The 26,849-nt window shown below is 44.5% G+C and carries 20 protein-coding genes, 1 tRNA gene and 1 riboswitch; of the genes, 5 read left to right on the top strand and 16 right to left on the bottom strand.

All coding sequences use genetic code 11. The features are described 5' to 3' along the window. Positions 1-85: 85 nt before the first annotated feature. The 11 genes from AB4375_RS12305 to moaA all read right to left on the bottom strand — a co-directional run bounded on the left by AB4375_RS12305 (position 86) and on the right by moaA (position 10,233). Complete coding sequence (locus AB4375_RS12305) at positions 86-1,024, bottom strand: glutathione S-transferase family protein (RefSeq protein WP_372051687.1); 939 nt, start codon at positions 1,022-1,024, stop codon at positions 86-88. Positions 1,025-1,229: 205 nt separating this feature from the next. Further along, on the bottom strand, positions 1,230-2,216 hold the full coding sequence (gene oppF / locus AB4375_RS12300; RefSeq protein WP_017062172.1) for a murein tripeptide/oligopeptide ABC transporter ATP binding protein OppF: 987 nt from the start codon (positions 2,214-2,216) through the stop codon (positions 1,230-1,232). Continuing rightward, entirely contained in the window at positions 2,213-3,184 is a 972-nt protein-coding gene (locus AB4375_RS12295; protein ID WP_012603544.1) for an ABC transporter ATP-binding protein, read from the bottom strand. The genes oppF and AB4375_RS12295 overlap by 4 nt, the downstream gene beginning before the upstream one ends. 42 nt (positions 3,185-3,226) lie before the next feature. Continuing rightward, on the bottom strand, positions 3,227-4,129 hold the full coding sequence (oppC, locus tag AB4375_RS12290; RefSeq protein WP_017067675.1) for an oligopeptide ABC transporter permease OppC: 903 nt from the start codon (positions 4,127-4,129) through the stop codon (positions 3,227-3,229). A 15-nt stretch (positions 4,130-4,144) separates the two neighbouring features. After that, on the bottom strand, positions 4,145-5,065 hold the full coding sequence (gene oppB / locus AB4375_RS12285; protein WP_017067676.1) for an oligopeptide ABC transporter permease OppB: 921 nt from the start codon (positions 5,063-5,065) through the stop codon (positions 4,145-4,147). A gap of 103 nt (positions 5,066-5,168) precedes the next feature. Beyond that, positions 5,169-6,800 carry an ABC transporter substrate-binding protein gene (locus tag AB4375_RS12280; protein ID WP_017069191.1) on the bottom strand — a complete coding sequence of 544 codons (1,632 nt, stop codon included), beginning with the start codon at positions 6,798-6,800 and terminating at the stop codon, positions 5,169-5,171. Between the two features lie 652 nt (positions 6,801-7,452). Continuing rightward, a complete protein-coding gene (gene moaE, locus AB4375_RS12275; RefSeq protein WP_017062176.1) occupies positions 7,453-7,908 on the bottom strand; it encodes a molybdopterin synthase catalytic subunit MoaE in 456 nt (151 codons plus the stop codon). Positions 7,909-7,910: 2 nt separating this feature from the next. Continuing rightward, complete coding sequence (gene moaD, locus AB4375_RS12270) at positions 7,911-8,156, bottom strand: molybdopterin synthase sulfur carrier subunit (RefSeq protein ID WP_017062177.1); 246 nt, start codon at positions 8,154-8,156, stop codon at positions 7,911-7,913. Next, positions 8,153-8,632, bottom strand: coding sequence for a cyclic pyranopterin monophosphate synthase MoaC (gene moaC, locus AB4375_RS12265; protein WP_004734026.1), 480 nt, complete (start codon positions 8,630-8,632; stop codon positions 8,153-8,155). The genes moaD and moaC overlap by 4 nt, the downstream gene beginning before the upstream one ends. Positions 8,633-8,644: 12 nt before the next feature. Then, positions 8,645-9,157 carry a molybdenum cofactor biosynthesis protein B gene (gene moaB, locus AB4375_RS12260; RefSeq protein ID WP_372051686.1) on the bottom strand — a complete coding sequence of 171 codons (513 nt, stop codon included), beginning with the start codon at positions 9,155-9,157 and terminating at the stop codon, positions 8,645-8,647. Between the two features lie 86 nt (positions 9,158-9,243). Continuing rightward, positions 9,244-10,233 (bottom strand): GTP 3',8-cyclase MoaA, encoded by a 990-nt coding sequence (gene moaA / locus AB4375_RS12255; protein ID WP_009848642.1) that lies wholly within the window; start codon positions 10,231-10,233, stop codon positions 9,244-9,246. Then, positions 10,222-10,374: riboswitch (molybdenum cofactor riboswitch) on the bottom strand. It overlaps the preceding gene by 12 nt. 194 nt (positions 10,375-10,568) lie before the next feature. On the opposite strand from moaA, the gene AB4375_RS12250 reads away from it, so the two are divergent. Then, the gene (locus AB4375_RS12250; protein ID WP_017062178.1) at positions 10,569-11,456 is read left to right on the top strand and encodes a YvcK family protein; all 888 of its coding nucleotides are present in this window, start codon (positions 10,569-10,571) and stop codon (positions 11,454-11,456) included. A gap of 74 nt (positions 11,457-11,530) precedes the next feature. Here AB4375_RS12250 and luxU read toward each other — a convergent pair whose 3' ends face one another. The 3 genes from luxU to uvrB form a co-directional block, all read right to left on the bottom strand. Next, positions 11,531-11,875 carry a quorum-sensing phosphorelay protein LuxU gene (gene luxU / locus AB4375_RS12245; protein ID WP_017062179.1) on the bottom strand — a complete coding sequence of 115 codons (345 nt, stop codon included), beginning with the start codon at positions 11,873-11,875 and terminating at the stop codon, positions 11,531-11,533. 24 nt (positions 11,876-11,899) lie between these two features. Then, the gene (luxO, locus tag AB4375_RS12240; RefSeq protein ID WP_004734031.1) at positions 11,900-13,288 is read right to left on the bottom strand and encodes a quorum-sensing sigma-54 dependent transcriptional regulator LuxO; all 1,389 of its coding nucleotides are present in this window, start codon (positions 13,286-13,288) and stop codon (positions 11,900-11,902) included. 302 nt (positions 13,289-13,590) lie between these two features. Continuing rightward, the gene (gene uvrB, locus AB4375_RS12235) at positions 13,591-15,621 is read right to left on the bottom strand and encodes an excinuclease ABC subunit UvrB (RefSeq protein WP_372051684.1); all 2,031 of its coding nucleotides are present in this window, start codon (positions 15,619-15,621) and stop codon (positions 13,591-13,593) included. Between the two features lie 508 nt (positions 15,622-16,129). Here uvrB and AB4375_RS12230 point away from each other — a divergent pair. Beyond that, positions 16,130-16,205: transfer RNA gene (locus AB4375_RS12230), tRNA-Asn, on the top strand. Between the two features lie 170 nt (positions 16,206-16,375). On the opposite strand, the gene melB is transcribed toward AB4375_RS12230, so the two are convergent. Next, the gene (gene melB / locus AB4375_RS12225) at positions 16,376-17,749 is read right to left on the bottom strand and encodes a melibiose:sodium transporter MelB (protein ID WP_372051683.1); all 1,374 of its coding nucleotides are present in this window, start codon (positions 17,747-17,749) and stop codon (positions 16,376-16,378) included. Positions 17,750-18,224: 475 nt separating this feature from the next. Next, positions 18,225-20,342: an alpha-galactosidase gene (locus tag AB4375_RS12220; protein WP_372051681.1), complete on the bottom strand. Its 2,118-nt coding sequence runs from the start codon at positions 20,340-20,342 to the stop codon at positions 18,225-18,227. Positions 20,343-21,189: 847 nt separating this feature from the next. On the opposite strand from AB4375_RS12220, the gene AB4375_RS12215 reads away from it, so the two are divergent. The 3 genes from AB4375_RS12215 (at position 21,190) to AB4375_RS12205 (ending at position 26,667) form a co-directional block, all read left to right on the top strand. Then, positions 21,190-22,434 carry a carbohydrate porin gene (locus AB4375_RS12215; RefSeq protein WP_372051679.1) on the top strand — a complete coding sequence of 415 codons (1,245 nt, stop codon included), beginning with the start codon at positions 21,190-21,192 and terminating at the stop codon, positions 22,432-22,434. Between the two features lie 107 nt (positions 22,435-22,541). Further along, complete coding sequence (locus tag AB4375_RS12210) at positions 22,542-23,444, top strand: MalM family protein (RefSeq protein WP_372051678.1); 903 nt, start codon at positions 22,542-22,544, stop codon at positions 23,442-23,444. Between the two features lie 121 nt (positions 23,445-23,565). Next, positions 23,566-26,667 (top strand): beta-galactosidase, encoded by a 3,102-nt coding sequence (locus AB4375_RS12205; RefSeq protein ID WP_372051676.1) that lies wholly within the window; start codon positions 23,566-23,568, stop codon positions 26,665-26,667. Positions 26,668-26,849: the final 182 nt, after the last annotated feature.

Below are 26,849 nucleotides of genomic sequence, written 5' to 3'. Positions count from 1 at the left end.
ACGCCATGCTCGGCGCACAAGCAAAAACCCTAGATGTTTATCTAGGGTTTTTTTATGTCTGGAGTAAAGGAACTACTTGGTAAGCCTAGCCTCGACCATGTGGTGATTCTAAGTCTAGCTCTGGTCCTTTGGGTACAACTTGAGTCGGATTGATACCAGTGTGGCTGTAGTAGTAGTGACGCTTGATATGATAGAAATCGGTCGTCTCTTTAATACCCTTTATTTGGTACAACTCTTTTAAGTAACCTTGAATATGTGGGTAGTCAGCAATTCGCTGCTTATTACACTTAAAGTGCCCAACATAAACCGCGTCAAATCGAACCAGAGTAGTGAACAAGCGCCAATCCGCTTCTGTAATCTCGTTACCCGCTAAATAGCGATGTTCGCTAAGGTGAGCGTCTACTTTGTCTAAGGCTTCAAACAAGGCGTCATACGCTTCTTCGTAGGCTTCTTGTGTTGTCGCAAAGCCGGTTCGGTATACGCCGTTGTTGATGTTTGGGTAGATATAATCATTCCACTCATCAATCTTCTTGGACAACTCCCACGGGTAGTAATCATCGGTGTTACCCGTTAGCTCATTAAACTCTGAGTTAAACATGCGAATGATTTCAGACGACTCGTTACTCACAATGGTGTTGGTTTTCTTATCCCATAAAACAGGAACCGTGACTCGACCTGAATAGTCCGGTTTGCCTTGGGTGTAGATTTGGTGCATGCGGGTATGGCCAAATAGAGGTTCAGGTAACCCCATTTGCCAACCTTCACTCATCATGTCTGGGCAAACAACCGTCACGTCAATGTGATCGGTTAGGTCTTTCAGCTCGCGGAAGATAAGGGTTCGGTGCGCCCAAGGGCAAGCTAACGATACGTATAAGTGATAACGGCCGCTTTCCGGCTCAAACTGCGCGCCCGGTTTGTTCTCTATCCAGTGACGAAAGCCCGCATCTTCACGAACAAACTTACCACCGCTTTCTTTGGTGTCGTACCACACATCGTGCCAAACACCTTCAACTAATTTGCCCATATCCAAACCTCTGTGATGCTAACTTTTCTCTAGTATAAAAAAAGCCAACTTTTTCAAAACTAGAAGAAGTTGGCTTAGTTGTTCGAATTATTTGATGAAGCTGTTGAGCAAAATATAGGAACTAGGTCTGCAGTACAAAAAAAGCGCGACTCTAAAAACTAGTCGCGCTTAAGCCTGTCACAGGCTGAACCGTTTTAAATTGGCCCTAGACTTGTACGTGCAAGCAAGATACTGCGTGCACATCATCGCCTTGAATCGTTGGCTTAGTTTGCGCACACGCTTCTGTCGCTTGTGGACAACGAGTACGGAACACACAACCTGATGGCGGATTGATTGGCGATGGGAGATCACCTTCCAACATCTGAATGGTTTTGCTGCGCTCTAAGCGTGGGTCTGGAATTGGAACTGCAGACATCAACGCTTTGGTGTATGGGTGCTTAGGATCAGAGAACAATGCATCTGATTCGCCAAGTTCTACCGCATTACCTAGGTACATCACCAATACGCGATCAGAGATGTGTTTAACAACCGACAAATCGTGCGCGATAAATACCAGCGAAAGACCTAGCTCTTTTTGCAGTTCTTTCAAAAGGTTAACAACTTGAGCTTGGATAGATACGTCAAGTGCCGAAACAGGTTCGTCACAAATGATCATCTTAGGTTTCAAGATAAGTGCACGTGCAATACCAATACGCTGACACTGACCACCAGAGAATTCATGTGGGTAACGGTTGATTACGTTTGGTAGTAGACCAACCTTTGCCATCATCTCTTTAACTCTGTCCTTCACTTCTTGTTTAGAAAGTTCAGGGAAGAAAGTCTCTAGAGGCTCAGCAATGATATCGCCTACTGACATACGTGGGTTAAGCGACGCTAGCGGGTCTTGGAAGATCATCTGAATCTCTTTACGAGTCTCACGACGCTTCACTTCCTGCATCTTAGTTAGGTCTTGACCTAACCACATAACTTGACCTTCAGTCGCTTCAACCAAGCCGATAATCGCACGGGCAAAAGTTGATTTACCACAACCAGACTCACCCACTACGCCTAGTGTTTCGCCTTCGTAAAGGTGAACATCAACCCCATCAACCGCTTTAAGGTTTGATGGTTTTGCCCAAGGCCAAGCAGACTTAGCTGCAATGCTAAAGTGAACTTTCAGGTCTTTAATATCTAATAGTAATTCTTTACTCATTTTGTCCAAGTCTCCCAGTCTGAAAAACAAGCACGCTGACGGTCTTTAGCAAATGGCTGCAAAATCGGTGCTTCTTGCTTACAACGGTCCATTACACGGTGACAACGGTCTTGGTAAGGACAACCTGTTGGTAGGCGAAGTAAGTTAGGTGGGTTACCTGGAATCGTCGGTAGAATTTCACCTTCGGTATCCAAACGAGGAATCGCTTTAAGCAGGCCTTCCGCATATGGGTGGCTTGGCTCGTAGAAGATTTCATCAACCGTGCCGTACTCCATTGTACGACCCGCGTACATCACAAGTACTTTGTCACATGAGCCAGCAACAACACCCAAGTCATGGGTGATCATGATGATTGCCGTATTGAACTCATCTTTAAGTTCGTTCAGCAATTCCATGATTTGCGCTTGAATGGTTACATCCAGTGCCGTTGTTGGTTCATCAGCGATAAGTAATTTAGGACGACACAGCAGTGCCATTGCGATCATCACACGCTGACGCATACCGCCAGAAAATTCGTGTGGGTACATGGTGATACGCTTACGTGCTTCAGGGATTTTAACCGCTTCAAGCATGCGTACTGATTCTTCAAACGCCTCTGCTTTACCCATGCCTTTGTGCAGCATAAGTACTTCCATCAACTGATCACTTACTTTCATGTAAGGGTTCAGTGACGTCATTGGATCTTGGAAGATCATTGCGATCTGTTCAGCACGAACCTTGTTCAGCGCTTTTTCAGGCAGGTTGAGGATTTCATTGCCTTCAAACTTTGCACTGCCTGAGATGATGCCGTTTTTAGCCAGCAGCCCCATCAGTGCAAATACCGTTTGTGATTTACCTGAACCCGACTCACCAACAATACCCAGCGTTTCGCCTTGGTTAAGTGAGAAGTTCAAGTCGTTTACTGCGGTTACGATACCATCTTGCGTGGTAAATTCGACGCGCAGATCTTTGACATCTAATAAGCTCATTATTGCTTCCTTAATCTTTTATAGCTTTTAATTGCTATTTCGTTATCTGTCTTTTGGATCAAGCGCGTCGCGCAGACCATCACCTACGTAGTTAAAGCAGAACAGCGTAACTACCATGAATGCCGCAGGGAATGTCAATTGCCAGATTGCAACTTCCATTGTTTGCGAACCTTCTTGAAGCAATGCGCCCCAGCTTGTCATAGGCTCTTGAACACCAAGACCAAGGAAAGATAAGAATGATTCTGTAAGGATCATGCTTGGAATAAGCAACGTAGAGTAAACCGCTACGATACCCAGTACGTTCGGTACGATGTGACGTGTAATGATCTTCCATTTGCTTACACCACATACGTGTGCAGCTTCAATGAACTCTTTACTACGTAGGCTCAACGTTTGACCACGTACAATACGCGCCATATCTAGCCAAGCAATCGCACCAATAGCAACGAAGATTAGGACGATGTTACGACCAAAGAACGTTACCAGTACGATTACTAGGAACATGAATGGCACTGCGTACAAGATCTCTAGGATACGCATCATCACTCGGTCAGTACGACCGCCGATGAAACCTGAAGCTGCACCGTAAAGCGTACCAATCAGTACCGCTACGAATGCGCCCATCACACCAACCATCAATGAGATACGACCACCGATAAGAGTACGAACGTACAAATCACGGCCTAAGCTATCAGTACCAAACCAGTGGTCCGCGCTTGGCGCTGCATGCATTGCGTACCAGTCAGTATCATCATAAGTGTACTGAGCAAGCATCGGTAAGAAGATAACCGCCAGTACCATAAGCGTAAGAATAAACAGGCTTACCATTGCCGCTTTGTTTCGCATAAAACGAATGCGGGCATCCTGCCACAAACTGCGACCTTCAATCTCTAAGCTCTCAGAGAACTTTTCGATCGCTTCTAAATTTTCTTTTTTCTTCAACATAACCATGCGTCCCTGTTAGTAGCGAATTTTCGGGTCAATTAGCGCTAGCAAAATATCAACGATTGCGTTGAACAAGATGAATAGGAAACCAATCAAGATGGTTACACCCATTACTAGCGAGTAGTCACGGTTAAACGCGGCGTTAACAAACAGCTTGCCGATACCTGGTAGGCCGAAGATGGTTTCAACAACAACAGAACCTGTAATGATACCTACAAACGCAGGTCCCATATAAGAAACGACAGGCAGCAGTGCTGGCTTCAGTGCATGTTTTAGAACGATGTAACGGTAACTTAGGCCTTTTGCACGAGCAGTTCGGATAAAGTTACTGTTTAGCGTTTCAATCATGCTACCGCGAGTAATACGAGCAAATGTGGCTACGTAAAGAAGAGACATCGCGATAACTGGCAGGACGATGTACATATAAGTACCGCCGTGCCAACCACCTGCTGGGAATATGTTCCAGTGCAGAGAGAACAGGTAAATAAGCGCTGGAGCCAACACGAAGGATGGCATTACTACCCCGAGCATAGCGGTCGACATTATGGTGTAGTCAATCCAGGTGTTGTGCTTCAAGGCGGCAATCGTTCCGACCGATACTCCCATAATCAGGGTAAAGATAAAGGCAATAAAACCTACCTTCGCAGATACTGGAAGTGCGACTGCGATCAGCTCATTTACGGTGTAATCTTGATATTTGAATGATGGACCAAAGTCACCTTGAACGATGTTAGTCAAGTACGTGGTGTACTGTTCAAATACAGGTTTATCTAAGCCGTATTTAGCTTCGATGTTAGCCATAACTTCTGGCGGTAATGGGCGTTCGCTCGAAAACGGGTTACCCGGTGCAAAACGCATGAGAAAGAAAGATATAGTGATCAACACCAACATGGTTGGAATCGCTTCGAATATCCTTTTCATAATGAATTTAAGCATAAACTCACTCTTTTCAGTCTGTGACAATTAAAAATTAAATTGACACTGCGTGCGATTTCTCGCACACAGGTCTAAGTTAGTTATATTTTATTTTTATAGGAGGTTATTTTGCTTTGATATAAAGATCTTTTGAATAGATCTTATCTTCGGCGTTACCTTCTGGGTAACCACCTAGCAGAGGTGATACAAGACGTGTTGTAACGTACTGGTAGACTGGAGCAATTGGCATGTCTTTAGCTAGCAATTTTTCTGCTTCGATGTATAGCTTAGTACGCTCTTCTTCTGAAGTAGAGCTTAGTGCTTTATCGATAATCTTGTCATAGTCTGCGCTCTTATAGTGCTGACCAGCAGTTGTATTTTGACTAACCATCAATGTTAGGAATGAAGATGCTTCATTGTAGTCACCACACCAACCTGCACGAGCAACGTCAAAGTTACCAGTATCTTTACTGTCTAGATATGATTTCCACTCTTGGTTTTCGAGTTTCGCGTTAATACCAAGCTCTTTCTTCCACATTGATGCGATTGCTACAGCAAGCTTCTTGTGGTTTTCAGACGTGTTGTAAAGCAGGTTAAATTCAAGTGGGTTGCTCTTCGTGTAGCCCGCTTCTTCAAGAAGACGCTTCGCTTCAGCAATACGCTCTTTTTGAGAAAGTTGACCATACTCTGGAGTTACCGGGTCAAAACCAGCAGTAATTTCAGGAGTCAAGAAGTAAGCTGGTTTTTGACCTTGACCAAGAATCGCTTTCGTCACGATGTCACGATCCATCGCATAAGACATTGCTTTACGAACACGTACGTCGTCGAAAGGTGCTTTCTGTGCATTAAATTGGTAGTAATAAGTACACAGGTTACCCTTAATGTTTACATCTTCTGGGTATTCTTTCTGTAAGCGACGGAAGTGCTCGTTAGGAACTTCGTATGTGAAATCTAGTTCGCCAGAGAGGAAGCGGTTCATTTCCGCTACTTGGTTTTCGATTGGTAAGAATGTTACTTTGTTAAGAACTGTATGTTCGTTATCCCAATAATTTTCGTTGCGTACTAGTTCAAGACGCTCGTTAACTACCCATTGATTTGGAACAAATGCACCATTACCAACAAAGTTTTCAGGCTTAGTCCACTGGTCACCGAATTTTTCAACAGTTGCTTTATGTACTGGCTTCACTGTTGTGTGACCCATCATCATTACGAAATATGGGACAGCTGTATCTAAAGTCACTTCTAACGTGTAGTCATCTAAAGCTTTAACGCCTAGTTCACTCTTGTCTTTCTTACCCGCAACGATGTCTTTCGCATTCGCCATCTTGGTATATTCCATGTACCAAGCGTATGGAGAAGCAGTTAAAGGATCAACCGCACGTTGGAAGCTGTAAACGAAGTCATTTGCCGTTACAGGATCGCCGTTAGACCATTTTGCGTCTTTACGTAGGTGGAAAGTGAATGTTTTGTTGTCTGTCGTTTCCCAGCTTTCAGCTACTCCTGGGATAGTATTGCCGTCGCCATCTTGGTTCACTAAACCTTCTAGAAGGTCACGAATTACGTGAGATTCTGGTACACCTTGAGATTTGTGAGGGTCGAGTGTTGCTACTTCAGTACCATTACCGCGAACAAGTTCCTGAACTTTTGCCAGTTCTGTGCCTGCTGGAACTTCAGCAGCGATAGAAAGAGTAGAAGAGGCAGCCACTGCCAAACCAGCACCTAGAAGAAGGGCCTGAGTGATTTTATTCTTGTACATTTAATAAACTCCAAGTTTTATGTATTGCATCCATGACTTCTTTGCTTGGTTCACTGAACGGCAGTGATTTAGATTTATTTAGCTCAAAATTTAAGCATAAAAATCTAAAACCTTACAAAGATTGAGGCACACACTATCAACCATTGAAGTAATTTGCCACAAACAAGTCGCAAAAAATCGGATAATTCTCCGAAATACTTAAGGTATCAGTGTAAATATCTAAAAAATCCCAAATCAGTAGTGACTTGCATAGAGGGATTAATTAAAAAACAGCCTTTAGTGTTGATGTGTCTGTGTTGATGCTTTTTTTTAGCATCTTATGCTAGAACACTGAGCGTAAATTAACATTAATGCCACATGAAATCTAATTGCACATCACATATCACCTAAACCGTCTACACTATTTGTGAGGATAATCACTTTATACAAGACAGCATAATGCTCTGCACCAAACCGGGTTATCCAATGCACCAATTAAGACAAAATTACGCGCTGAATTTATATGCAACCACAATGAATTATCATTTATCAAATCAATGATTATCTATAAATAGATTTATAGCAGGTACAAAAAAACCGACCTAAGTGGTCGGTTTTTGACTGTCTCATATACAAATGAGTAAATGCTGAAGCAACATCACTTTAAGAGAAATTACTTCTCCCAGCGTTCCGCTGCTTTCGTGTCTGAATCACGAGAATCAACCCAACGCGTCGTTTCGGTCGTGCGTTCCTTTTTCCAAAAGGGAGCCTTGGTTTTCAGGAAGTCCATAACGAATTCACAGGCTTCAAATGCAGCACCACGGTGTGCACTGGATACACCAACGTAAACAATCTGGTCGCCGATATCTAAGTCACCTACACGGTGGATAACACGCATCTTCTGAATAGGCCAGCGAGCCTCAGCTTGGTCACAGATCTCGCTCAGTGATTTTTCTGTCATACCCGGATAGTGCTCCAGAGACAAACCAATCACATTGTCGCCAAGGTTCATGTCGCGAACTTTACCAACGAACGTCACAATCGCTCCGGCAGCTGTACCTTGAGCCAAGTAGTCGTATTCGTCGCCTACCGAGAAGTCCTCAGCTGTCACTAATACTCTTGGATCCATGCTTAGCCTCCAGTCACTGGTGGGAAGAAAGCCACTTCGTCGCCGTCTTTCACTTCAGCTGTCAAAGGCACGATAGATTGGTTAAGTGCAGCCAGAAGCTTGCCCTCTTCCAAAGCGATATCCCATTTGCCTTCTTGTTCTACAAGGTGGCTGCGAATCGCTTCAATCGTTTTGAACTGTGCATCAACTTCAACGCTGTCCACACCAACAAGTTCACGAGTTTGAGCAAAGAAAAGTACTGTAATCATGATTCCACCTTGAAGTGACCAGATTTACCACCCGTCTTCTCTAACAGGCGCACGTTTTCGATAACAATGTCTTTCTGAACAGCTTTACACATATCGTAAATCGTTAACGCAGCCACAGAAGCAGCCGTTAGCGCTTCCATCTCTACGCCCGTCTTACCCGCAAGCTTACAAACAGATTCGATGCGAACCTTGTTTTCAGACTCGATAGCTTCAAGCTGCACTTCTACTTTAGTTAATAGCAGAGGGTGACACAGAGGAATCAGATCCCACGTCTTCTTCGCCGCTTGAATACCCGCAATACGTGCCGTTGCGAAAACATCACCTTTATGGTGGCTACCAGAGACAATCAGCTCTAGCGTTTCTGCCGACATTTGAACGAAGGCTTCCGCTCTCGCTTCACGTACTGTTTCCGCTTTAGCCGATACATCGACCATGTTTGCTTCGCCAGACGCGTTAATGTGTGTAAATTGGCTCATACTCAAACCGCCTTATACAGAAAGGTGTGGCATGAAGTTACAAGGACGGTGGCTAGCATCCAGCTGTTGCTTGATGATCTTAGTCCAACCGGTGCGGCAAGCGCCTGTAGAACCTGGCATCGCAAAGATAACCGTGTGGTTAGCAAAACCCGCGATCGCACGAGATTGAATTGTCGAAGTACCGATCTCTTCGTAAGATACTTGACGGAATAGCTCACCAAAGCCTTCTACTTCTTTGTCGAACAGTGGCTTAAGCGCTTCAGGCGTGCTGTCGCGAGAAGTGAAACCAGTACCACCCGTGATCATGATAGCTTGTACGCTTTCATCAGCGATCCATTTAGATACGATCGCACGGATCTTGTACATGTCATCAATAACGATTTGCTTATCAACCACGTTGTGACCCGCTTCTTTAGCATGCTCTGCTAGGTAACCGCCTGAAGTGTCGTTTTCTTCTGTACGAGTATCTGAAACCGTTAGTACTGCGATGTTTGCTGCTTGGAATTTGCTTTCTGCGTGACCCATTTGTTCACCTATATAAATTTTTCATTAGACTGATTCGCCCAGCCTGAAGAAGCTGAGCGATAAAATGCTTTAGAGTGTGTAGCGGGTTAACCGCCGATTGACGCCAAGTTTGGAGTCATGCCGCTGTTGCCATCGTGTAAGAAGTGGCTAACGGACTTGGTTTGAAGCTGAGCCTGAATTCGATCAATGAGTTCTTGCTCTTGTTGATCTTCTTGAATCAGATCTCTCAGTTCAACACCATGGTCGCCAAACAGACATAAGTGAAGTTTACCGGTCGCAGAAACGCGCAGTCGGTTACAACTCTCACAAAAGTCTTTCTCGTAAGGCATGATCAAACCGATTTCACCCTTGTAGTCTGGGTGGACAAACACTTGCGCCGGGCCATCGTTAACGGCTTTGACTTTTAACAGCCAACCATTAGCAATAAGCTGGTTGCGAATCGCAACGCCAGACACATGATGTTTATCGAACAACTCGTCCATCTCGCCGGTTTTCATCAGCTCGATAAAACGTAATTGAATAGGTTTGTCTTTGATCCAATTAAGGAAGGCTGGTAATTCCTGACTATTGAGGTCTTTCATTAATACGACGTTGACTTTGACTTGTTCAAAGCCAACCTCAAACGCTTTATCAATGCCTCGCATAACCTCAGTAAACTTATTCTCACCAGTGATCTGATGGAACATGCGCGAATCTAAACTATCCACGCTCACGTTTATATGGGTTAAACCAGCATCACGCCATTGCCCTACTTGTTTCTCCATGCGGTAGCCATTCGTTGTGGTGGCTACTTTTTCGATGCCTGGAGTAGAAGCAACGGTATGTATGATTTCAGGAAAGTCTTTACGCAGACTCGGCTCTCCGCCTGTAATGCGGATCTTTGAGGTACCACAATCTGCAAACGCTTTAACAACGCGTTTGATCTCGGGAACACTTAAAAAAGACGAGTTTTTTTGCCCTGACGGTTTGTAACCATCTGGCAAGCAGTAAGTACATTTAAAGTTACAGACGTCTGTAACCGACAAGCGCAAGTAATAAAACTTGCGATGGAATCTATCTTCGAATTGTTGCGCCACGGAACACCTTTCCAAACACGGGAGGCATAATCATTTCCAATTAAGCCCTTGTGACAACATGTCACTGGCTCTTGATGCGTATCGGTACAGCAAATACCACTGTGCGACTTAGCATGCGAGAGCTCGGAGTTATGGCAACTGAGCGTTATATTCACACGCGCAGTAGCTGAGTAATAAAATACTTAATATTTGTACGTGAATCTAGCTCTGATGGTAAAAAACGGGTCACATCGGCAAAAAAAACGTATCAAACGCTCAAAATAACTCTTGTTGAGTATATAGCGAGAAGCATTTAACCTAAATTATAGTTGGTAATAACCTAACAAGAACAATAAATGAATATTTACTCTTCAAAGAAAGTCGTAGCAATCGGCGGTGGCCATGGCTTAGGTCGCATGTTAGCTGCATTAAAAGACTTTGGTAACAACGCAACTGGCATTGTTGCAACGACAGATAACGGCGGTTCCACCGGACGTATTAGAGATTGCCAAGGTGGCATCGCATGGGGAGATACACGCAACTGTATCAACCAATTAATCACAGAGCCTTCAATCAGTTCGATGATGTTCGAATACCGCTTTCGTGGTCAAGGTGAGCTAGACGGTCATAACTTGGGTAACCTAATGCTGACGGCGTTAGACAACCTTTCCGTTCGCCCATTGGAAGCAATTAACCTGATTCGAAATATGCTCAAGGTCGATGTCAATATCGTGCCGATGACTGAGCATCCTTCAGACCTCACGGCTCTATCAATGGACGGCCGCTGGGTTACCGGCGAAACCAACGTTGATGACATGACGGAAAAGCTGCGCATGATGGACTTGTCTCCAGAAGTGCCAGCAACCAAAGAAGCCGTTGCTGCCGTTGAGCAAGCAGACTGCATTGTCCTTGGCCCTGGAAGCTTTTTAACTAGTGTGATGCCCCCTCTTCTCCTTCCAGAGATTGGCAAAGCAATCTCTGAGAACACCAAGGCAAAAGTTATCTTCGTTGAAAACCTTTCACCAGAGCACGGTCCCGCAGGGAAAATGACGCTTCAAGAGCAATTGGAGTGGTGTGAACGTACCTGTAAGGCAAGGAAAATAGACATCGTGTTAGGCAATGAACCTCACCCGGAACTAGAAGTGCAATGGAATTGTGTGACCACAGATCTTGCATCGGCAAACCGAGATTGGCGACACGACCGTGTGAAGCTTCAACAAGCCATTGAAGCCCAGTTGGCGTAGCCATAGGTTCAAGCGACAAACAACAAAAAAGGAGCATGCTGCTCCTTTTTTAATCTCAGTAATAACTCGCTGTTTTAAAGGTCCGTCATCAACTGCTGATATTCAGTGTACGTCGATAACAGGAGGTCTTGCATATCTTGAAAATCAATCTCGGTTACAGGCAACGCTTGCTTCACTTTTGCGTCTAAGCTAATCGCAAAACTACACAAAGAATCCGCACCAAAGCTTGCTGCGCTGCTCTTAAGCGCATGACTGATATCAGCCAAGTACTTAGAGGTATCCGACTCTTTATTTATCTCTAGGTGTTCGTAGTAGCCTTTCAACTCACCTAAAAAGATTTCCAGTAAAACCGGGACATTCTCTTGGCCTATTTCGCCGGCAAGCTCATCAACTTTTTGCTGATTTAATACTTTCGTCATTATTATTTTCTTATTGTTTGTTGATTACTGCTTCGCATTCCACGTTTGCAACTTACGGTATATCGTCGATGGACTGACATCTAAGAAACCTGCCGCACGAGGGATGTTGCCATCACACGCTTTAATGGCCTGCTCGATAGCCGTTTTCTCAGTGATCCACAATGGGAAAATATCTTTTACCGTGATGTCTTCATTCTGCTTCTCTTTCAATCGCAGACTGTTTTCAATCGGTTGGTTCAACGGTGGTGGAAGCATGTTGAGAGTAATCTCTTTGCCGTTATTCAAAACCACCACGTTCCGCAACACGTTTTGTAGCTGACGAACGTTACCCGGCCACTCATATTGATTAAAGCGATCAAGTACTTCCTGAGCAAAACGTACAAACGCCTTCCCCTCCTCGACCGACATATAGCCTAGCAGAGAATACGCGATCTCGATGACATCTTCACCACGCTCACGCAATGGCGGCAAGTGCAATGGAATCACGTATAAACGATAGTATAAATCTTCTCTAAAGCGACCTTCTTGTACTTCTTTCCAAGGGTCACGGTTGGTCGCACACACAAAACGAACGTCGACACTCTTCATCTTCGAAGAGCCGACTTTTTGGAAAGTACCGGTTTGGATAAAGCGCAGCAGCTTGGTTTGCAGCTCTAAGTCCATTTCGCACAGTTCATCAAGGAACAGTGTTCCACCATCAGCAAGCTCAGCAGCACCTTGGCGATCGGTCGCAGCACCGGTAAAGGCACCTTTAACATGGCCAAACAGCTCACTTTCAATCAGGTCTTTAGGGATAGCGGCACAGTTAATCGCGATGAACGGCTTATCGCCACGCTTACTCGCCGCATGAATGGCTTCTGCACATACCTCTTTACCGGTACCACTTTCACCAGTAATGAAAATGCTCGCCTTACTCGATGCAGCAGAATCGATAGTTCGGTAAACCTGCTGCATGGTTTGGCTGCTGCCGATAAAACCTTGGTAGTTCTGGTTTCCCGGGTGTTCCGAGCTATTTTTAAGTTTGGTGGCTTTGCGGATCGCATTATTCACCGTAATACGGAGTCGGTCGGCTTCACACGGTTTGATAAGGAAATCTTGAGAGCCATGACGCATCGCTTCTACAGCGGTATCGATAGAGCCGTGAGCCGTCATGAAGATAACTGGAACTTCAGGGTATTTTTGTTTTACAGCAAATAGTACGTCCATACCCGTCATATCAGGCAGACGTAGATCTAATAAAATAAGGTCTGGGATTCGATGATTCAAACTCTCGATTGCATCGCGGCCAGTGCCGACAATGTTGATATCAATTTCGAGCGGTGTAAGATACGAGCGATATAAAGCTGCTACCGAAGCGGTATCCTCTACCATCAACAAATACTTCGATTTGTTATCTAGCGTTTTTGATTGCATATCCTAGCCATTTATAATTTGCATTTCTTATTATAGTCGCATTCCGCTTTGCATTATGCAAATTAGCCACAGTATTTGTAGTGTGTTTTTTTACTTGCTTCAAACAATCAATGTTTTATCTATCTGGCACGAACGATGCAACGGTATAAATGACCTTCGGGTCACCTAGCCAACTGACGTTGTTAGTGGACCGATTGTTCACAAACGTAAGCCAGTAGAACATTTACTACTGGCTGTTTTTTTGTCTGAAACACTCTCAATTCTTGTGTTGAGGGGGATCAATTCTCGAGCGAAAAGTGAGATTAGCTGTTGGTAATAAACTGCTTTCTTAACTGATCAATTTCATCACGCTTCTGTGCGGCCAATTCAAATTCCAGATTCTGAGCATGCTGATACATCGCAGATTCTAGCTTACTGATCTCTTTATCAAGCTGTTGCGGCGTAAGTACGGCATAACTTTCAGAAGGCTCAGCCACCTTAGATAAAGGAACTTGCTTCGATTGGCGCTGCTGCTTCGACTTGGTTAGATCACCCAGTTCCATAATGTCTTTAATATTGCGTTTCAACGCTTGCGGCGTGATACCTTGCTCTTCGTTGTAGGCTTGCTGTTTCTCGCGACGACGATCGGTTTCATCAATCGCTTTTCTCATCGACTTAGTAATCGAATCACCATAAAGGATCGCTCTACCTTCCAAGTTACGCGCAGCACGACCAATGGTTTGAATCAGAGAACGCTCAGAACGCAAGAAGCCCTCTTTATCTGCATCAAGAATCGCCACCAGCGACACTTCAGGCATATCCAAACCTTCACGAAGTAAGTTAATGCCCACTAACACATCGAACTCGCCCAAACGTAGGTCTCGGATGATCTCTACACGCTCAACGGTATCGATATCCGAGTGCAAGTAACGCACTTTAACGCCGTGCTCACTTAGGTATTCGGTTAAGTCTTCTGCCATTCTCTTGGTCAACGTGGTAACCAAAACACGCTCTTCTTTCACTGAACGGATTCTGATTTCAGACAGCAAGTCATCCACCTGCGTCGCGACAGGTCTTACTTCGATGATTGGGTCTAACAGACCAGTAGGACGTACCACTTGATCAGCAATCTCGCCATCTGATTTTTCAATCTCGTAATTACCTGGTGTTGCCGACACAAAAATCGTTTGTGGGGCTATAGACTCAAATTCTTCAAACTTCATTGGACGGTTATCCAATGCAGAAGGCAGTCTAAAACCAAACTCGACCAAGGTTTCTTTACGAGAACGGTCACCTTTATACATCGCACCAATTTGCGGCACCGTCACGTGTGACTCATCTATGATCAGCAAACCATCATCAGGCAGGTAGTCAAATAACGTTGGCGGCGCTTCCCCTTCCGCACGGCCGCTCAAGTATCGTGAATAGTTTTCGATACCGGAACAGAAGCCAAGCTCAGTCATCATCTCAATATCAAACTGAGTTCTTTGAGAGATACGCTGCTCTTCCAAAAGCTTATTGTTGTCTTTTAAGTATTGAGCACGATCGCGCAGTTCGTCCTTGATGTTCTCAATCGCCTCAAGGATTTTTTCTCTTGGCGTTACATAGTGAGTTTTTGGATAAACCGTAAAGCGCGGCAAGTCTCTTTGTTTCACCGCACCAGTCAGAGGATCAAAAATACTAATGCAGTCCACTTCGTCATCGAACATCTCAATTCGAACCGCATCTTGGTCAGATTCAGCCGGAAAGATATCAATCACCTCACCACGAACACGGAACTGACCACGTTCAAAGGCGACATCGTTTCTTGAATATTGCAGCTCAGCCAATCGACGCAGGATGTCTCGCTGATCCATCACCTCGCCACGACTCAAATGAAGCATCATCTTCAAATAAGACTTAGGATCACCCAGACCGTAGATAGCCGACACAGAAGCCACAATGATGGCGTCTTTTCGTTCTAATAAGGCTTTGGTTGCCGAAAGCCTCATTTGTTCGATATGAGCGTTCACAGACGCATCTTTCTCGATGAACGTGTCCGTGGTTGGAACGTAGGCTTCAGGTTGGTAGTAATCGTAGTAAGAAACGAAATACTCAACGGCATTGTTTGGAAAGAAAGATTTCATCTCACCGTAAAGTTGAGCCGCCAATGTCTTGTTAGGCGCTAACAGAATCGCAGGTCTTTGAGATTGGGAAATGACGTTGGCAAGGGTAAAGGTTTTACCTGAGCCCGTTACCCCTAGTAGAGTTTGATGTGCCAAACCAGAATCTAATCCGTCTAATAATTTGGTTATCGCTGTCGGCTGATCACCGGACGGGCTGTAGTCCGATACCAAGTCAAAGAGTTTACTCATAGGTCGCCATTTCCATACTGTTTTTTTAATCAGGTCATTGTCACTCTAGGAGGAGTGTCGTTGCAACAATTATCTAGAGAAATGCATCTTAAGATCAGAGATCAGTTATAGCTTTTATTTTTAGAACTTGGTATTATTCGTGCCCTGCAAAGTTTCCCCAGCTAAATTACTCGAATTTTAATCCACTACTTTTCCCCAAAAAACCTAAAAATACCGCTTGTTTTACTGTTCATTTTATAATCTACAAAAGTTATACAATTGCGACATTTTGCTATAAATCTTTTAAATACATTACGTTAGATAAGGTTTTTACATTTTTCGATTTATCCCGATTATTGTTGTTAAAGTTTCACACACACACTTATCCACAATTTTGGTGGATAACTAAAGCAAAGCTAAATCCTATAAGGCGTTCAAGAAAGTAAAGTTTTTTATCTTACTTTTTTCTGATATTTTTTATTGACAGAAATCCGGACAATTATTAGAATTCGCGTCGCTAACAAGCAATTCCCCTTTAGTTCAGTTGGTAGAACGGCGGACTGTTAATCCGTATGTCGCAAGTTCAAGTCTTGCAAGGGGAGCCAAATTTAAAGAAGCCGCATCATTCGATGCGGCTTTTTGCGTTTTAGTCGAAACAAAAGCCCTACAGGCACAGCTTTGATTAACTCACATCCATAAAAAAACGCCTCACAAGGAGGCGTTTGGGCTTAGTGACTAAACTGAGCTTTATTCTAGATTAGACGTCGTTTAGCGGTTATGCTTCTGCTGTAACAACATTTGTCTGAGTCTCTTTACCGGCTTGGTCTTGATCAAATCCTTCATGCAGGTGGTAGTAGCGCTTATAAACAAGAGCACTTACCGTCATTAGAATCGCTGGTAAACCTACCATCATAAACTGCAGTCCCATGATAGTGCTGTCAGACTGTTCCACGTTTGGTACATAACCCACCACAGACAAGCCCATACCAACAATAAAACCACCAGCCGCGCCTGCAAACTTAACAAGCATCGTTTGAACAGAGAAGATAACACTCTCACTGCGACGACCCGTTTTGTGTTCACCGTAATCAACAACATCGGCAAGCATTACAGTTTGCAGTGCGTTAGCGATACCCACACCAAACTTGATAGCAGCACCTGCGATACCGATTAGAATCGCGTTACCTGGAGCGATAAAGCCCATGATAAGTAGAGTGGTACAAGACAGCACTGGGAAGCCACAAGCGATAACCCATAGGTGTTTGCGTGGTAACACTGATGCAATACGAGGGAACAAGAATACGCCTGCAACTTCAGCGATACCTGCCACCATCATATAAACGGGGAACAAGTCAGCGTTGCCTAAAGCGTAAGAGAAGTAGTAAATCGCAAAACCACCCACCAACAAGTTTGCTATTTGGAACGACAATACGGTACCAATAAGTGCTTTTAGTTGGTCATTCTTACCAATGATAACCATTACATCTTTAAAGCTGAAACGCTCAGCTGGTTTCGCATTTGCTGGTGCCGATTTTTCTTTTACGTTGCGAGCAATCAAGAATGCACTCATCACGAACAGCACAGCAATCAACATAGCAACGTTGAAGAAACCTTGTCCTTGGTCGCCGTCACCCAGTTTACCGACAATATGTAGCCCGTAAGTACCCGTAATAAACCACGCCAAGCTAGCAAATAATCGTGGCCAAACAACCAGCTTTTCACGTTCTTGACGAGAGCTCGATAGTGCAGGAATCAAAGACCAATATGGAATGTCCATAATAGTGTACGTAAGGCCCCACAGAATATAAGCAGCCGCTGCATAAATGTATAACGTAGTGCCTTCAAACATATGCGTACTAAAAAGACCAACAAGCACTACAGCATTTAACATGGTTCCAATCACTATCCAAGGACGGAATTTACCAAACTTAGAGCGTGTGTTATCAACGATAACGCCCATCATTGGGTCGGTCACCGCGTCGACAATGCGCGCGGCCAAAAAGATAGTACCCACAAATGCCGCTGACAGCCCAGCAACATCGGTGAAGTAAAACATTAAGAAGATGTAGATTGGAGCACAGGCAAAGTCTTTACCTAAAGCCCCAAGTCCATACGATAATTTGGTTTGTAGAGTAATTTGATCAGACATAGTATTTCCTTCAGGCGCGTAACTTCATCTCCTAACAGACGTTGAAACGCTTACCTTTTATTTATAATAATTTATCCACTCAAGTTCTGTTTTAGAGCCACTCTGTGGTCGCTTCTTAAAACACTCAAGTATCAAGTCCGATGCTAATGTAACCATTCCAACGAACAGATACTGTGATCAACAACCACTCCATGGAAACGTTTTCAGTCAAATGTCCAAAGTGAGAGATCGAACAATAAAACCCTCGAATTGATAGAGAATATCGCTAATTAAAGTGCTCAAAACAGTTCATTGTGTGAAGTAACGCATGAGAACGATTACATAAGTACAGTATCACGCTGGGAATACCTACAGTTCTCCAATCTATACGGGCACATCAAATTGATTTGATAGTTCATGACGGCTTATTAAAGGCAATAAAAAACCGCGTAATTTCACCTACGCGGTTCATCAAATATAAAGCCTATGCTAAAACTTACTCGATACGTTCAAACTTAATCAGCATCGCTGTTTCTGCGTCAAGTATTGGCATCGTCAGCCCCACCTCGGCACACCAAGCACCTGATAATTCACAGCAAGACTCTGTCCATGGCGGTTGATAATTCACAATATCATCGTAATTTGACGGTTTATCAATCACAGATACCTTGTATAAACTTTGTGGATCTAGCCCAGGTATACGCAAATGACCACTCAATGAATTGGTTGGCATCGCAAGCTGTGCAATCATCACCACAGCTTCTGACACATCTTCGGAGACGACCGCATGGATTTGATGGGCACTATCGTCCGTTGGAACTCGCCAAGTTCTCCCGCTATGCAGTAACGGGCGCAGCATCTTATGTAGCTTGATGTAGTGTTCAAAGCCCTGCTTCTCTTCTTGCACTTCTTTCACAGGATCTAATTCAATCCCCATATGACCAAACAGTGCTGTTAGACCACGAAACTCAATACTATGACGACGACGAGTGCTGTGGCAGTGGCTCGCACCAATATGGCTTCCCATTACCTCAGGGGGGAAGAAGTAACTCATCCCACGCTGAATCGTTTGTCTTTCCAGCGCGTCATTGTTATCAGACGCCCAAAAACGTTGCGTACGCTTAAGAACCTCAAAATCGATACGACCACCACCAGCCGCACACGATTCAATATCAACCATTGGGTGCTTCTCTCGGACTTTATCGACCAACTCATAATAACGAGCGGTTTGTTGATGAGCCGCAGCCCTGCCTAGATGCGCAGGTTGTACAACTTCTCGGTTCATATCCCACTTAATGTAAGCAATGTTGTACTGACTTAAGAAGTGGTCAAGACGCTCAAACAAAAAGTCGAATGCTTGTTGATTCTGAAGATCGATAACATATTGATTACGACCCGTTGGTTGGTCATAGCCGTCAACCGCAAGCAACCAGTCTGGATGGGCTCGGTATAAGTCAGAATCCTTATTGATCATCTCAGGTTCGAACCACAATCCAAACTCCATACCCAACTGATTAACGTGCTCAACTATCGGAGCTAAACCATTTGGGTATTTTTCTTCATCTAAGAACCAATCCCCTAGCGCAGCCTTGTCTCCGCAGCGCCCTTTGAACCAGCCATCGTCAATGATAAAACGCTCTACTCCCATATCCGCGGCTTGGCTAGCCATCGACATAATATAATCAGGATCATGGTCAAAATAGATGCCTTCCCAAGTATTAAGATGGATAGGTCGAGGCTTTTGTGCGAAAGACTCCGGCAAGATGGAACAACGCACATGGGAGTGGAACTGATGGCTCATTCCATTTAAGCCTTCCGAACTGAAACTGGCATATAACCAAGGTGTCGTTAAGCTTTCACCTTCATCCAATGTAATCTCACCCGGTAGATAAATAACTTCCGCTTGCACGTAGCGACGACCGTCTGCTTTTACATCCGCGCGCAGTCTGTGGTTACCACTCCAAGCGAAGTGAATCCCCCACACATCACCTGCCATTTCATTAAAGTTAGCGGTACCGACAACCATCGCTGGATAATGTTCATGAGACGTTCTTCCGCGACGATTTTCTTGCTGATAGCCCCCTTGCTGTAAGGGTTGACGCACCGTTTGGAACTCATGTACCCAGCGGCCGTAGTACGTCATCAACTCATTAGCTCTTGCTGGTAATGGCAAAGTATTGGCGAGACGGTTCACCTGATAAAGGCCGGCTTTAACGTTGGTTAAGGTGTGACGAGATTTCACAACATCATGTTTATCGAGGCATAACTCGGTTGTTAAACGTAAGCCTGCACGTATATCTTCACTCTCAATGATTAGGCTAGATGGTGTTTGTTGAACATCCGTAATAGAGAAAACAGGCGCCCAGTCCAATCCGTCTCGGTGCCCTTCTAATGCCGGACTGCTGAAAACACCGCGCCCGAGTTCAGGGCTCAGCGACATAGCGACATCATTATCAAGGCGACCGTAAGGAACTGGCCTTTGAAGAGAAACACGAAAGTTCGCTAGATCGCCACGAACTGGAACTCCCCAATGCAGAATTTCGGCGAAATCACCAAGTTCAACGATCAGTTGCGAGTCTTTACCCGTAATTTCTACTAGGGATTTATTCGTCATTTTATTTAACCTTAACGCGTTTAATTACCCCGTATCATAATTATTGAGCTGAGAGTTTCTGTGATCAAACCCAAAATCATGAAAACGTTTCCATTAAATATTTTGAGATTAATAGATTCAAATAATGCCCCTTAACTCAAAGATTTATGCCAAACACCATCTCAACGCATATGCTCCTAATCCCAAAGAATAGGGATATTCCACATTATATAAAGCGCTATAACGTTAAAATAAACAGGAGTTTAATAACAATTAAACCCTTAAAATTCATTGCATTATGATGGATCTGCAATTTGAAAATTGGCTCACACACATTTCCTCTTGAACTCACCACACCACACTCGTATTCTTAACCTTTAGAGTACAACTATGAAGTGTCTCCCTGGGTCCTAACTTTTACATTCCAGCTTGACGGTATAGAACGCAATGCCTGTAGCCTAGCTTCGACATTGAATTTGATACTTACTTCCTTGTCTCACATGCCCAGTTATCATTGACTGGGCTGCTTTTCCCCTCAAAAATCACCCTAATCCCTTGCTAGCTCTAGCCTCACATCACTGTTACCTATGTCCGAACACAACGAGAAACTTCAACTTTAGCGCACGTTCAACCCCCTCCCCCCCTGAAATAGAAAACGATTCCATTAAAAACCCACAGAAACCTCTATAAAACTGCCACCACAAGCCCAATAACCAGATCAAAATCACACAAAATAATCACAAACCCATCAATAGCGTAAAAATGCCAACCTCATCATGAAAACGTTTCCATTATTTATTTACACTCTCGCTCGAGTTAGGACTCAAACATAAAAATATCCATAAATAAAAAATAATGGAGACACTTCATGAAACAAAAAATGCTAGTTAAAGCATTAGGATTCACTCTGGCCCTCACCCCATTAATCAGCTTCGCTGCAGTGGAAAACGTAACGTATTTTGGTTATGCGAAATGGGGCAACATCTACACCGATAATGACCAACATAACGATGGCAAAGGAGAACGCAACGACGTTATTCGAGCTGGTCAAGGTTACGGTAACTACCGTTTAGGTAATGAACTGAACTGGTGGGAAGCGGGTGTGAAAGCCGATGTATGGCGTGACAATGACGCTTATTTTGATACCACGATTTATCTAGGTAGTGGTGATAGCTGGGGGGATGTCAGTACGATTCAGCTTTGGTCAGCAGGTCATGGCCTGATCGATGGACAACCTAACGCGAAAGTATGGGCCGGAGAGCGTTTTTATCGTCGCCATGAAGTCCACATGATTGATGTTAAGTACTGGGATACATCCAGTACGGGTTTAGGTATTGAAGATTGGGATCTAGGGTTTGCGGATGCACATTTGGCCTGGATGGCGCCAAACTCGTCAAGTGACGATGGGCGTAGTCTTCACAATATTGATGCTCGCTTAAGCGGTATTGAATTGAGTGACACAGCGGATCTTACTCTTGGTTTGAACTACGTGACCACGCAAAACTCGAGCTACGACGATAAAGACATTACTACTTCTGGCGCAATGCTCTCTGCTCTTTACCGTCAAGCTTGGAACTACGGTTCAAACACCTTGGCCTTCCAATACGGTACTGATGCCTTAGCTGGCGGGTTAATGAGTGCTGAAGGTGGTTCAGACAAAAAGTACAGCACTGGCGTCGAACATGATGGCTACAGCTGGCGTCTATTTAACCATGGTGACTTAAATATCAGTGAAGATGTTCAAGTCATGTACTCCATCGCTTATCAAGATAACAACCTAGATAACAACGATGGTGAGAAGTGGTTCAGTGTCGGAGCTCGTCCTCAATATGCTTGGACAGATTACATGTCGACATCATTAGAGGTGGGTTACGAAACGGTAGAAGCTCAAAACGGCTCGGGCACCAACGATATGTATAAAGTGACCGTGGCTCAAATGTTCCAAGCTGGAAAAGGGGTATGGGCTCGTCCATCTATTCGTATTTTTGCGACGTACTCTGAATCCAACAACGAATGGGATCGTGGTAACGAGACTTATGGAACGGCAACAAGCATCAATGCCGAGACTGTTGACGAGATTACCTTTGGTTTCAACGTAGAGACTTGGTGGTAAACCACCACACCCGAGCGTCTGTTCAATCAACGAATTGACGCTCAACACTGGAATAGCAATTTAACGGGGAAAGCCGATGTTTTCCCCTTTACTAAGGTAGCAATCAGATGAAATTAAAATCATTGGTGATCATTGTCGCGGCACTCACAGTTAGCGCATGCAGCGGAATACCTGAAAAGGAACTTAATACTGATTTCAATGAGAGTGCATGCTGCTCTCAGCTAAGTGCGCTGCCAATGACGCAATTGTCTGTTCCATTCCACCAACAAGTGATTATGGACGGTCATTTACCGACCCTTTCCTCTTCATTGTTAAATGACAATACACAAGCGGATAGCCAACGCTTTCCGACCATCGCGTACCAAATCAGTGACACGACAGAATCGCTGTCCTTACTCATTCGTTCATACATTAAAAATGATGCGCTATTCGCACCGTCTATTTATGTCTTTGACAAACAATGGCGACTGCTTGGTCAATACAGTACTAACGACTTCACTTACTACCCGACAGCGATGCAAGGGTTAGAAAGAATTGAAGCATCAATTGCACTCGAACCTCAACGAGACAACGCGCAATTTATTGTGGTCAGCGCCGATAGCACTAAGTTAGATAGCGCCATCAATCGAATTCATCCTGAAGATCTGTATTCAGAATCTCAGCAGATTATTGGCAATAAGCAACTGCCGTTGACTGCGACGTTGAGCAACGTAGGTGTCATTGATGTTACGGCGAGCAAATCAACAAACAGTGCGGTTTTGACTCTATTGGCTGAGCTTGGTGTTTCATCCGACAATGAACCCGAAACCTTAGGTTCAAAGCAAGTTTCTCAACCATCAAATCAGACAATTGAAACCAATCAAAAGGCGCAATGGCTGAATATCCAAAAAGACATTGACCAAGCCCTAAACAACAATGACATCAAACAAGCTGCATTTATTGTTAATCAAGCGGCCGAACAGGGCATACCCGAAGCAAAAGATTATTTATTAAAACAGCTCGCTGAATAGCTGAATAAGCCAACAGAACAATACGCATAACCAACGATTTGATAACGGTCATCACGGCTTAAAAGACCGATGACTTAATAGAATTATTACCAATATTGAACACTTTAAGAGTAGGAATACCATGAAGGCATTTTCAAACATCATCCAAAGACGCGATTGGGAAAACCCACAGTCTGTGAATATCCACTGCCTTAATGCGCACAGCCCATTATCAAGCTACCGCAACCTTAAGCACGCTCGAGACGGCATTGAGTCACAACGTAAATCTCTTAATGGACAATGGAAGTTCAAATACTTTGATGCACCTGAACAAGTTGACGGTGAATTTATCGAAACAAGTTTCAATGACTCACAATGGGACGAGATTACCGTACCATCGAACTGGCAAATGCAAGGCTACGATAAACCTATCTACGCCAACGTAAAATACCCATTTGAAGTGAACCCACCGTTTGTACCGGCAGAAAACCCAACCGGTTGTTACCGCACTCAAATTACGTTGACTAAAAATGACCTAAAGAACACCCAACGTATTATCTTTGATGGCGTCAATTCCGCTTTTCATCTTTGGTGTAATGGCAATTGGGTTGGTTACAGCCAAGATAGCCGCTTACCTGCCGAGTTCGACTTAACTCAGTATCTAACTGTTGGCGACAATACGCTTTCTGTCATGGTGATACGTTGGTGTGATGGTAGCTATTTAGAAGACCAAGATATGTGGTGGCTAAGCGGTATTTTCCGTGATGTGACCTTACTAGCTAAACCAAAGCAGTGCATTGAAGATGTGTTCGTTACGCCGGACTTAGACGCATGCTATCGCGATGGTTCACTGTCTATTGTCACCAAAATTACGGCACCAGACACTTACCAAGTTCAGGTTCAACTGTTTGACGGTGAAAACGCGGTGACTGAACCGCTTATCGATCGCCCTCATAATCGACGAATTGACGAGCGTGGCACCTACGATGATGTGGTATTCCAAACTCTTCATGTTCGAGATCCGAAGAAATGGAGCGCAGAAGTTCCTAACCTTTACCGAATTGTCGTGTCATTGCTTGATAGGCAAGGTAACCACATAGAAAGTGAAGCTTATCAAGTTGGATTCCGTAAAGTCGAAATGACAGACGGTCAGCTAAAGCTAAACGGCAAACCGCTATTGATTCGCGGCGTCAACCGTCATGAGCATCACCCAGAGTTGGGGCATGTGATGACAGAAGAAGACATGATCCGCGATATCTGTCTAATGAAGCAGTACAACTTCAATGCTGTGCGCACCGCTCACTACCCTAACCACCCACGATGGTACGAGCTGTGTGACGAATACGGTTTATATGTGTGTGATGAAGCGAACATCGAGACCCATGGCATGCAGCCTATGAATCGCTTGTCTGCGGATCCGCAATGGGCACACGCTTATATGAGTCGCTATACGCAAATGGTCATGCGTGATAAGAACCACCCTTCTATCATCATCTGGTCTTTGGGCAACGAGTCAGGGCACGGCAGCAGCCACAATGCGATGTATGCTTGGTCGAAACAGTACGATCCTTCTCGCCCGGTACAGTATGAAGGCGGTGGTTCAAATACCACAGCGACCGATATCATTGCGCCAATGTACGCACGCGTTAACAGCACTATCGAAGACGATGCCGTTCCAAAATGGTCTATCAAGAAATGGGTTTCTCTGCCTAACGAGCAACGCCCGCTTATTCTTTGTGAATACGCACACGCAATGGGTAACAGTTTGGGTAGCTTTAATGATTACTGGGATGCATTCCGAGAATATCCTCGCCTACAAGGCGGTTTCATCTGGGATTGGGTTGACCAAGGACTAAGCCAATGGGATGAAAACGGTGAACACTTCTGGGCCTACGGTGGAGACTTTGGCGATGTCATCAACGACCGTCAGTTCTGCATCAACGGTTTGATCTTCCCAGATCGCAGCGTACACCCGACCTTGGAAGAGGCGAAATACTGCCAGAGAATGATCAATGTGACGTTAGCAGAGCAAACTGAAGATCAATGCCGCCTAACGGTAACCAATGAAAACCTGTTCCGAGCGACTGACAATGAAATCTTACGCTGGCAATTGCTCGAAAATGGCATCGTGATTCAATCAGGGCAACAAGTCTTATCCGTTGCTGAAGATAGTAAACAAGAGCTGGTAATTGACCTCGCTTTCACACCAAAAGCACAAGCCGAATATCATCTCAACACCGATATTACTCTGACTCATTCAACCAAGTGGGCAGAAGAAGGCCATGTTTGTGCGACGGAGCAATTTGCTTTACGTAACCATGCTGGCTTGCAACTCCCGATCACGGCAAATGCTTTGGCTCCCCAGTTACATCAGCAAGACAATAAAGTGGTCGTGTCTAGCCTAGATGAAACACATCAATGGCAATGGGATACAGAGAGTGGATTGTTGACCCACTGGATCGTTGATGGGCAACCGCAAGTTATCAAGGCACCTGTCGATAACTTCTATCGCGCGCCACTTGATAACGACATTGGTATCAGTGAGATAGACAACATCGACCCAAATGCATGGGCTTGTCGCTGGGAACTTGCAGGCATTGGTCAATGGGAGCGTCAGTGTACAAGTTGTGTCGTGCAAGCGCTCGCAGACTCAGTACAAGTGGCGTCAGTATTCGCCTACCAATTTAATGGCCAAATCCAAGCGATTACCAAATGGCAATACACCTTAAATAACCTAGGCGAAATGAATATCGCGGTTGATGTCAACTTAGCCGATCACTTACCACCGATGCCACGCATTGGTCTTGAGATGGAGCTACCTTTACCACTCGAAACTGCCAATGAAACTCCAGTATCGTGGCTGGGATTAGGTCCTTTTGAAAACTATCCAGACCGTTTGGCTGCTGCTCGATTCGGTTTACACAAACAGACACTGGATCAGATGCATACGCCGTATATATTCCCAACCGATAGCGGGTTACGTTACGGAACCAAAAACTTGAATGTAGGAAATATCGGGATCGAAGGCGATTTTTCATTCAGTGTGAGTCAGTACAGCCAGCAACAATTAACGGATGCTAAGCATACCAATGACCTGACTCGTGAAGAGAAAATCTATGTACGCGTAGATCACCAACATATGGGTGTTGGTGGTGATGATTCTTGGAGTCCAAGTGTTCACCAAGAGTTTCAACTCACCGACAATCAATATCGTTATCAGGTTACGCTAACAAGCGCATCGTAAGTAGATTCGGACCAAGCGGCTTGCTCTAAGCCACTTGGTTCCCCTATTACTTTGGGTTACCTGTGATTACTTTGGGTTACCTGTGATTACCTTACTTCACGCGACAACAGCTCACACGACAGCAGTCCACACGCCAATGTGACTCAAAAGCCAAGCTCAAATCTGAAGTGACCCCGTAAAGT

This window comes from Vibrio sp. 10N.261.51.C6, from assembly GCF_041471785.1.
Lineage (GTDB): Bacteria > Pseudomonadota > Gammaproteobacteria > Enterobacterales > Vibrionaceae > Vibrio > Vibrio crassostreae_C.
Note: the sequence above shows the minus strand (reverse complement) of the source record. Positions and strands in the feature narration are given on the sequence as shown.

Excerpts from the sequence above, each read along its gene's own strand:
- AB4375_RS12305 (WP_372051687.1), bottom strand. The coding sequence starts at position 1,024 with ATGGGCAAATTAGTTGAAGGTGTTTGGCACGATGTGTGGTACGACACC.
- oppF (WP_017062172.1), bottom strand. The coding sequence starts at position 2,216 with ATGAGTAAAGAATTACTATTAGATATTAAAGACCTGAAAGTTCACTTT.
- AB4375_RS12295 (WP_012603544.1), bottom strand. The coding sequence starts at position 3,184 with ATGAGCTTATTAGATGTCAAAGATCTGCGCGTCGAATTTACCACGCAA.
- oppC (WP_017067675.1), bottom strand. The coding sequence starts at position 4,129 with ATGTTGAAGAAAAAAGAAAATTTAGAAGCGATCGAAAAGTTCTCTGAG.
- oppB (WP_017067676.1), bottom strand. The coding sequence starts at position 5,065 with ATGCTTAAATTCATTATGAAAAGGATATTCGAAGCGATTCCAACCATG.
- AB4375_RS12280 (WP_017069191.1), bottom strand. The coding sequence starts at position 6,800 with ATGTACAAGAATAAAATCACTCAGGCCCTTCTTCTAGGTGCTGGTTTG.
- moaE (WP_017062176.1), bottom strand. The coding sequence starts at position 7,908 with ATGGATCCAAGAGTATTAGTGACAGCTGAGGACTTCTCGGTAGGCGAC.
- moaD (WP_017062177.1), bottom strand. The coding sequence starts at position 8,156 with ATGATTACAGTACTTTTCTTTGCTCAAACTCGTGAACTTGTTGGTGTG.
- moaC (WP_004734026.1), bottom strand. The coding sequence starts at position 8,632 with ATGAGCCAATTTACACACATTAACGCGTCTGGCGAAGCAAACATGGTC.
- moaB (WP_372051686.1), bottom strand. The coding sequence starts at position 9,157 with ATGGGTCACGCAGAAAGCAAATTCCAAGCAGCAAACATCGCAGTACTA.
- AB4375_RS12250 (WP_017062178.1), top strand. The coding sequence starts at position 10,569 with ATGAATATTTACTCTTCAAAGAAAGTCGTAGCAATCGGCGGTGGCCAT.
- luxU (WP_017062179.1), bottom strand. The coding sequence starts at position 11,875 with ATGACGAAAGTATTAAATCAGCAAAAAGTTGATGAGCTTGCCGGCGAA.
- luxO (WP_004734031.1), bottom strand. The coding sequence starts at position 13,288 with ATGCAATCAAAAACGCTAGATAACAAATCGAAGTATTTGTTGATGGTA.
- uvrB (WP_372051684.1), bottom strand. The coding sequence starts at position 15,621 with ATGAGTAAACTCTTTGACTTGGTATCGGACTACAGCCCGTCCGGTGAT.
- melB (WP_372051683.1), bottom strand. The coding sequence starts at position 17,749 with ATGTCTGATCAAATTACTCTACAAACCAAATTATCGTATGGACTTGGG.
- AB4375_RS12220 (WP_372051681.1), bottom strand. The coding sequence starts at position 20,342 with ATGACGAATAAATCCCTAGTAGAAATTACGGGTAAAGACTCGCAACTG.
- AB4375_RS12215 (WP_372051679.1), top strand. The coding sequence starts at position 21,190 with ATGAAACAAAAAATGCTAGTTAAAGCATTAGGATTCACTCTGGCCCTC.
- AB4375_RS12210 (WP_372051678.1), top strand. The coding sequence starts at position 22,542 with ATGAAATTAAAATCATTGGTGATCATTGTCGCGGCACTCACAGTTAGC.
- AB4375_RS12205 (WP_372051676.1), top strand. The coding sequence starts at position 23,566 with ATGAAGGCATTTTCAAACATCATCCAAAGACGCGATTGGGAAAACCCA.